General features: G+C 40.4%; 7 protein-coding genes. 3 read left to right on the top strand and 4 right to left on the bottom strand.

Features of this window, described 5'->3' with window-relative positions; all coding sequences use genetic code 11:
- The first annotated feature begins 341 nt into the window (after positions 1–341).
- Both H532_RS20155 and H532_RS0101020 read left to right on the top strand, forming a co-directional pair.
- Positions 342–497, top strand: a complete 156-nt coding sequence (locus tag H532_RS20155; protein ID WP_155994922.1) for a hypothetical protein — start codon at positions 342–344, stop codon at positions 495–497.
- 70 nt (positions 498–567) lie between these two features.
- Positions 568–1,059, top strand: coding sequence for a GNAT family N-acetyltransferase (locus tag H532_RS0101020; RefSeq protein WP_027723912.1), 492 nt, complete (start codon positions 568–570; stop codon positions 1,057–1,059).
- 778 nt (positions 1,060–1,837) lie between these two features.
- Here the strand turns inward: H532_RS0101020 and xerS are convergent.
- Both xerS and H532_RS0101005 read right to left on the bottom strand, forming a co-directional pair.
- On the bottom strand, positions 1,838–2,908 hold the full coding sequence (gene xerS / locus H532_RS0101015; RefSeq protein ID WP_027723911.1) for a tyrosine recombinase XerS: 1,071 nt from the start codon (positions 2,906–2,908) through the stop codon (positions 1,838–1,840).
- Positions 2,909–3,425: 517 nt separating this feature from the next.
- Positions 3,426–3,839 (bottom strand): DUF5392 family protein, encoded by a 414-nt coding sequence (locus H532_RS0101005; protein WP_051263051.1) that lies wholly within the window; start codon positions 3,837–3,839, stop codon positions 3,426–3,428.
- A 268-nt stretch (positions 3,840–4,107) separates the two neighbouring features.
- On the opposite strand from H532_RS0101005, the gene H532_RS17510 reads away from it, so the two are divergent.
- On the top strand, positions 4,108–5,046 hold the full coding sequence (locus tag H532_RS17510; protein WP_051263050.1) for a multicopper oxidase domain-containing protein: 939 nt from the start codon (positions 4,108–4,110) through the stop codon (positions 5,044–5,046).
- A 147-nt stretch (positions 5,047–5,193) separates the two neighbouring features.
- Here H532_RS17510 and H532_RS0100995 read toward each other — a convergent pair whose 3' ends face one another.
- Positions 5,194–5,751, bottom strand: a complete 558-nt coding sequence (locus tag H532_RS0100995; protein ID WP_027723909.1) for an NADPH-dependent FMN reductase — start codon at positions 5,749–5,751, stop codon at positions 5,194–5,196.
- Complete coding sequence (locus H532_RS0100990; RefSeq protein ID WP_027723908.1) at positions 5,748–6,821, bottom strand: LLM class flavin-dependent oxidoreductase; 1,074 nt, start codon at positions 6,819–6,821, stop codon at positions 5,748–5,750. The genes H532_RS0100995 and H532_RS0100990 overlap by 4 nt, the downstream gene beginning before the upstream one ends.
- Positions 6,822–7,048 lie beyond the last annotated feature (227 nt).

Here is a 7,048-nt window from a genome sequence, read left to right as displayed (position 1 = left end):
ATTTGTACCATTCGGGCATGACCCAGTAAAGGAGCTTTTCCGGCCTCCACCTCATGGATAGGTAGAACGAAGGAATGTAAGAGCTTTGACTCTGTGAGACATGGGAGGGTAAACCGCCATGAGCGTTGTGGAGATCCCTATGTGCGATCATATCTTTGTTACCAGATAAAGGTAAATAGAACCTTTGTCTTACACGAAGTCAACTCAAACATCCATTTATTAGGTAAAATAACTATAATATCCATGAATTGATTGACAGGTAAAAACAATTGGTGCAGATTTCCGGAGAAAATGCGAGTAATTTTAAGAAAAACTTTATTTTATAGAGGGAGGAACTTCAAATGAACATCTTGAAAATGATATTTGGCAATTCCAAAGAGAAGCAAGGTTGCTGCGATATTCAAATTGTGGAAGTAAAAGAAAGCCAAGATGTTGCAGATAAAGCCGCTATGGAACGTGAATGCTGCCCATCTACATTTCAGCGTGAGTGTTGCTAATGTTATATGGAAAAGGCATTAGGCGATTCCTAGTGCCTTTTCTGTATGAAAATAAGGAGGGATTTTTCATATGAACATTCGTAGCTTTCGCGAGGAGGATTGGATGCAAGTGAAGGAAATTTACGAGCAAGGAATTGCGACAGGACAAGCAACGTTTGAAACGACAGCACCATCGTTTGAAAAATGGGAATCGACCATTGCCGCAAATTTATGTTTGGTCGCTGAAAACAAAGAAGGCATTCAAGGCTGGTGTAAGATAAGTAAAGTATCGGATCGCTGCGTGTATGAAGGGGTGGGAGAGGTGAGTGTGTATGTTCGAGATGTGAGTCGAGGAAAAGGAGTGGGAAAAAAACTTCTACAAGCTATAATCAAAGAATCCGAGGCAAAAGGATTTTGGACATTAACAGCAGGGATTTTCCCTGAAAACATACCAAGTTTACGTTTACATCAAAGTGTTGGATTTCGTGAAGTTGGTATCCGTCAACGTATAGGAAAGTTAAATGGGGTATGGCGTGATGTTAAATTGCTTGAACGTCGTAGTCAAATTGTAGGTATAGATTGATAATGACTTTTAGATGTGCAACGAGAAATTTTAAAAATAACCTAAAATAAGATACGATGTGTCCAAAATTAGTGGATCAAACAATAAGTGGGAGCTGAAGAAGCCGCTCTTTTTTCCTTTTCCATACACATTTAGTGCTAGAATCTCATCGAGGAGAGCAACACAATTCGTCGTACCTCCTTGTATTCGACGAAGAAGATAGCTTTTATAAGGAGCTAGTTTGCTTTTTCTTTTTTCACTGACTTTACTCCCCGGAAGCTTGTCCCCCTTTAGATACTTACGAGTGGTTTTCCGATCAAATCCTGTTTCTTTGACAATCGCTGTTTGAATCTAGCCCTCTCAAATCATAAAAAATCCCCGATCTTCAGCGTCGTTTTTCCGCTCTATCTAAGATGTTGGTATCTGTTATTTTTGGGGGATTTTAAACCGCTGTTATTGGAGATTTTATCAACTGTTAACTACATATTCTCATATGATTTCCTATAATTAATGATACAATAACTAAGGAAATTATTTCTAACTTATTAGATAGATTTTGGGGAAGGGGGCAGCCTATGAACAATATTGAGAATGAAGTAAAACGTATGAAGCCATTATTGACCAAGATTATGAGGGGTTAGATTATTGGAATATTAACCGAGACACTGCTTTGAAACATTCTTGCACATTGCTTGAGGAATGGGTATATCAACTTTCGGGGAATTTAGTTAGTTTACATAATATATATTATGTAATGAAATAAAAAAAGAACTTGCCATGCTTGGCAAGTCCTGTAGCATTACTGATCCATTTTATCAACCGCTTTTTTCAATTCGTCGTTCGTTAAATGCGTATAGATCATTGTCGTTTGGATCGATGAATGGCCGAGTTGGCGGCGTAATTTTGGTACATCATTATTTTCCGCATGATACCTAGTGGCAAAAGAGTGTCTAAGTTTATGCACGGATAAGGCCGGTTTGCCGAAAGCTTTCGCATATTTTTCTACCATTTTTTCGATCGCTCTTGGTGTTAAACGCCGCGTTGTTCCTTTAGGCCCAATAGGGGAGGAGACAAATAAGGCTTTGATTTTATCATCGAGCCGATATTTTGTTTTTCTGACGGCTAAATAGTCTTGTAGGTCGCGCATCGCTTGTTCACTGAAAAAGACGTATTGTTCTTTATTGCCTTTCCGGATCACTCGAGCGGAATATTTGACTAAGTCGAGATCATCGATATCGAGGCCGACGATTTCCGACAAACGCAAGCCCGAGCCGAGAATCAGCGAGACAATGGCCGTATCGCGCTCGCGGTTTCGCTGGTGAAAATTAAACAATTTTTTATTATCCTTAAACAATTCACCATAGCCGGAAGCAACAAACTCGCGGAATTGCTCGTATTCTTCATCCCAAAGGATTTTTCCTGACATTTTCTGCGCAATCGTTTCTTGATCTTCTTTGACAGGATTAAATTCCACTTTTGCCATGGCATTCCGATATAAATAGGGCTTGAGGTCTGGCGTTTCAGCAACATTTTGTAAATAATGGAAAAGTGATTTAAGAGCTGAGATTTTCCGGTTAATCGTTAATTTGGCATTATCGAGACGAAATTGCAGGAATAACAAAAAGTCTTCAATTTGCTGGACGGTGAGCGTTTCGAGAACATCCAAAGGAACGTCACGGCGTGAACCTTTAAAATATCCTTCAGCAACAAGCCAATCAAAAAAGATGATGAAGTCATGACAATAGTTTAAAAGCGTCGCCGGTGACAAGGTGCGTTGTTTTTTATTTATGTATTCGCGGACATACCAAGGAAGTTCAGCGGCTTTTTCATCAACGCGCGCATAAAATTGTAATTTGGCGTCATGATTCAATTTGATCGCTCCAATCAAGTAAAATGGACGTTGATCTTATTTTCATTATAGACTAGCCACATAATTTCGTCAAATTAACATTTTACGTAATTATGTAGAAGTTAAAACTTTAATGAGCATCCATCTTCCACCCACCGTGTTTCATTCACTTTTTAATCGTTTAAACGCAAGCGATCAAAATATCATTTACCTTAATAACGAATCACAGCTCATAATTGACGCAAAAAAATTTTTAACGACAGATCATTTTACTTTTGGGTGATCATCAAACATTTGGCAAATGATCGATTTTAACATGAGTTCAACGGATTTGCTTTTATGTCGATCATTAAAAAATTGAAGTTCCCATGGTTCATCACAAAGTCATCAAGATTTTTCTAAACCAATTCCCTTTTTAAGGATGATAGCACTTTTCTTACAAAAATAACAAATTTTACAAAAACAACCATTCCTATCACGATGCATAAGTTTTTTATTATATGTTATACTGGATAGTTTTTCTCACCAGTGGATCTGCTCAAGAACCTTGTCCCCTGTGTTCTTCCTCTAAAAACCCGATGAAAAATCTGATTGTCATGGCGGGTTGTCTTTTGATTCTCGTCATGTATTTTTTCTTTAATGCCTCAGACGCCAATTGGCTCTGTGCAATTCTCTGAAGAATATAATGATAGATGACCACTTGTATTTGCTTTTTTTGCAATTTCGATTCTCTTAAAAGCGCCATTCCGAAAGCGCCGGCCGCTGCAAAAAAAATAATCTCCCCTAAGTTTCGTTCAGATGTAAAAAATAATAAGGAAATGAGATTAAGAAATGAAAAAAGGATGAAAGGTAGTGACCAAAACCCATACTTGGAAGCTTTCCGGAACAACGGCATCAACGGTTCTTGCATCTTCTCTATTTCCTTTTTGATAAACTTCGGCAAGTCATTCACGGAGATGTCCCCTTCCCTCCACTTTTACTTCTATCCAAGACTTCGTTAGCTCAAACGAAAAGTTGAGCGTCTTAAATATTTCGTTTGTTACATTATGTCATGAAATAAAAAAATTGCAACAAAAAACCCTCAAAAAGGAAAAAAACGACCACCTTCTCCCCTAACCTGTCACAAAAAGATCAATAAAAATGTGGCTTTTGTCACTTTGGACAAACTTGCTCTTCAATAAAATGGTGTCAAAGTCGTAGGATTGAAGGGGTATATTCAGATGTCAATGAGAAACGTTCTCGTCATTTTTGTGACGATGCTGTTAGTCTTACCGGTTGCCATAGGTTGTAATGGAAATCAGTCTGAATCCGATGATCAGGCAATGAAGACGCATGAAGCGTCGAAAAAGGAGACTGTTAACCAAAAACCGAAACCGATGACAATGGATAGAGTTGGCCAACAGGTCACCATCCATATGTATACACAGCAAACGATGGTTGAAATCGCCAATGGGGTAAAATTTCCAGCATGGACATTTGACGGAACGGTGCCGGGGCCTGTGATATATTTGAAACAAGGAGACCATGTCACGTTAACGCTCCATAATATAGACCCTAACATGCCGCATTCCGTTGATTTTCATTCGGCACTTGTTGCACCGAATAAAGCGTTTACAGATGTTCCCGCTGGGAAGTCAAAGACCATTCATTTCAATGCCGATGTTCCTGGTGTATTCATGTACCATTGTGCCACTTCCCCGATGTCGTTACACATTGCTCAAGGGATGTACGGAGCGATTATTGTCACACCAAAAGGTGAAGCTAAACCAACGTTTACGATCGTGCAAAGCGAGTTTTACAAACCGAATGACATGAAGGCTTTAAATAGCCAGCCGAATGTTGTCGCTTTTAATGGTAAAGCTGACCAATACGTGAACCATCCGCTGAAAGTAAAAGTCGGTGAACCGATCACCGTGGCTTTCGTTAACGCTGGGCCAAATGAGTTTTCCGCCTTCCATGTTGTTGGAACGGTCTTAAGAGATGTCCAAGCATCGGGGAACCCGCAAAATCATCTTTATAACGTCCAATCGTATACGGTAGCTCCTGGTGATGGCGCTTTGATCCACCTTAGATTTGATCAACCAGGACGATATCCGTTTGTTTCACATGACATGCAACAACACCAAAAAGGGGCAAGCGGCATATTTATCGTTGAATAGCCCTATGCCGCATCATTTCTGAATGTAGCGCAACGTCATATCCTTACAAGAGCTGTAAAAAACCGCTTTCTGTTTTTACCAGCATTTACTCTCCATGATAAACCATCCTGTTAGATATCGACATGGATGGTTTTTTCATTTTACTTTTTAAAAGTCATAGGCGGCTTCGCGTATTTTGGCAAATGTTTCAGTAAGCATCACGGTATCTTCCACGAGCCGTTCCAAACGGAATAATATATCATCGTTCACAATGGCTTTGCGGAAGAAATCTTTTTCTTCGATATAGACGTAAGTTTGCACAATTTGTGCTTTCATATAGGATAAAATCGGCTTAAGTTGTTGTTCCGGAATTAAAAAATGTTTGGCCGAACCGGCTGTGACCACCATGCTGACGACTTTATCTTGGAACGCTTTTTCCGGCAGCAAATCAAAGATGTTTTTCAACGTTGCGGGAATCGAGGCTTGGAAGATCGGCGTGCCGAGAATCAGTGCATCGGCATCCATCACGGTTTGCGCGACATACTTCGTATCGCCTTCATAATCCAAATAATTTCGTCCATCACTAAACTGGATTTGGAAATCTGCTAAATCAAGTAAAGTCACATCGATGTGCGGATATTTTTCCTTCAGGATTTTTATCGTGACATCCATTGCCGTCCTTGTTTTTGAGCCAACAATGGATCCGGATATTCCGACGATTTTCATTTGGTTTCCCCCTCTTTTTTTGCGGTGTATTTTCGAATGGCGGGCAATATCTCCGTACCGATGATTTCAATATTTTTTCTAATTTTATCGAAGGGCACCCCGCCGAAATCTAACTGAGCAATATAACGCTGATGGCCGAACATTTCATGTTGATAAAGAATTTTTTCAATGATTTGTTGGGGGCTTCCGACATTCATAATGCTCCGTGTATCGGCACCTTGTGCCCACAATTGTTTCGGAAAACCTCGCCCGTTTGTTCGTTTCATACCTTCATTGATATGAGGATAATATTCTTTGAGTGCTTCTTGCGTGGTCTCCGCTACATAAAAGAATCCGGCAGTGGCAACTGGAAGTTTGGATGGGTCATGCCCTCCTTCTCTTGCCGCTTCGCGATAGGCATCAATCGTCCGTTTAAAAACCGATGCTGGACCACCTAAATGCGCCATAAACATCGGCACGCCTGCGTAACCCGCTTTAATGGCGCTGGCCGGAGTACCACCAACAGCGCGCCAAATGGGTAGATACCCGTTTTTCGGACGCGGAATGACCTTAGCGTTTTTTAATGGTGCGCGAAACTCTCCGCTCCAGTTGATGACTTCTTCTTCGTTAATCTTAAGCAATAAGTCAAATTTTTCTTCGAACAATTCTTCGTAATCGCGCAGATTGTAGCCGAGCAGTTCAAAAAGACCGACTCGAGATGCCCGACCGCAGATGATTTCGCAACGACCATCTGATATGAGATCGATGGTGGCAAAATCTTCATAGACGCGTACGGGATCAGACGTGCTGATGATCGTCGATGAGCTGCCAATTTTTATTTTAGATGTCGCTTGGGCGATTGCAGCCAAAACGACGGAATGCGCTTGGGTGGCGAAATATTCCTGATGGCTCTCCCCTACACTGAAAAAATCAAGACCCGCTTGTTCCGCAAGTTTTGCCATCTCAATGATTTCTTGAAGGCGCTTTTGGGCCGAGATCCGATCACCGGTATAAGGATTGGCGAGGTGATCTCCCAATGTATATAGGCCAAATTCAAGCCCTTTTGCTGGGTCAAGCCGATACTTTTTCATCATCATAAGACCACATACCTTTTCTCCTAGTGAATTTGTCCCTCATCTTATTTAAAACCGCGAATGCCATTATTGTCTTTTTACTGATGCTAACATTTTTGCATCTAAATTATCCGATTAAAGTTAATTATAGTAATAAGAACGGCACGCTGAAAAATAATGTGCTTACAAGAGGATCAACTTTGTGCGATTTTCGCTCATTAAACTTTGACTTCATTTAAAAAATA

Origin of the sequence: Tuberibacillus calidus DSM 17572 (assembly GCF_000430685.1) — a bacterium.
GTDB lineage: Bacteria > Bacillota > Bacilli > Bacillales > Sporolactobacillaceae > Tuberibacillus > Tuberibacillus calidus.
Note: the sequence above shows the minus strand (reverse complement) of the source record. Positions and strands in the feature narration are given on the sequence as shown.

What these genes read in the sequence shown, in the direction of transcription:
- H532_RS0100995 (WP_027723909.1), bottom strand. Translation starts at nt 5,751, where the DNA reads ATGAAAATCGTCGGAATATCCGGATCCATTGTTGGCTCAAAAACAAGG.
- H532_RS0101020 (WP_027723912.1), top strand. Translation starts at nt 568, where the DNA reads ATGAACATTCGTAGCTTTCGCGAGGAGGATTGGATGCAAGTGAAGGAA.
- H532_RS17510 (WP_051263050.1), top strand. Translation starts at nt 4,108, where the DNA reads ATGTCAATGAGAAACGTTCTCGTCATTTTTGTGACGATGCTGTTAGTC.
- H532_RS0100990 (WP_027723908.1), bottom strand. Translation starts at nt 6,821, where the DNA reads ATGAAAAAGTATCGGCTTGACCCAGCAAAAGGGCTTGAATTTGGCCTA.
- H532_RS20155 (WP_155994922.1), top strand. Translation starts at nt 342, where the DNA reads ATGAACATCTTGAAAATGATATTTGGCAATTCCAAAGAGAAGCAAGGT.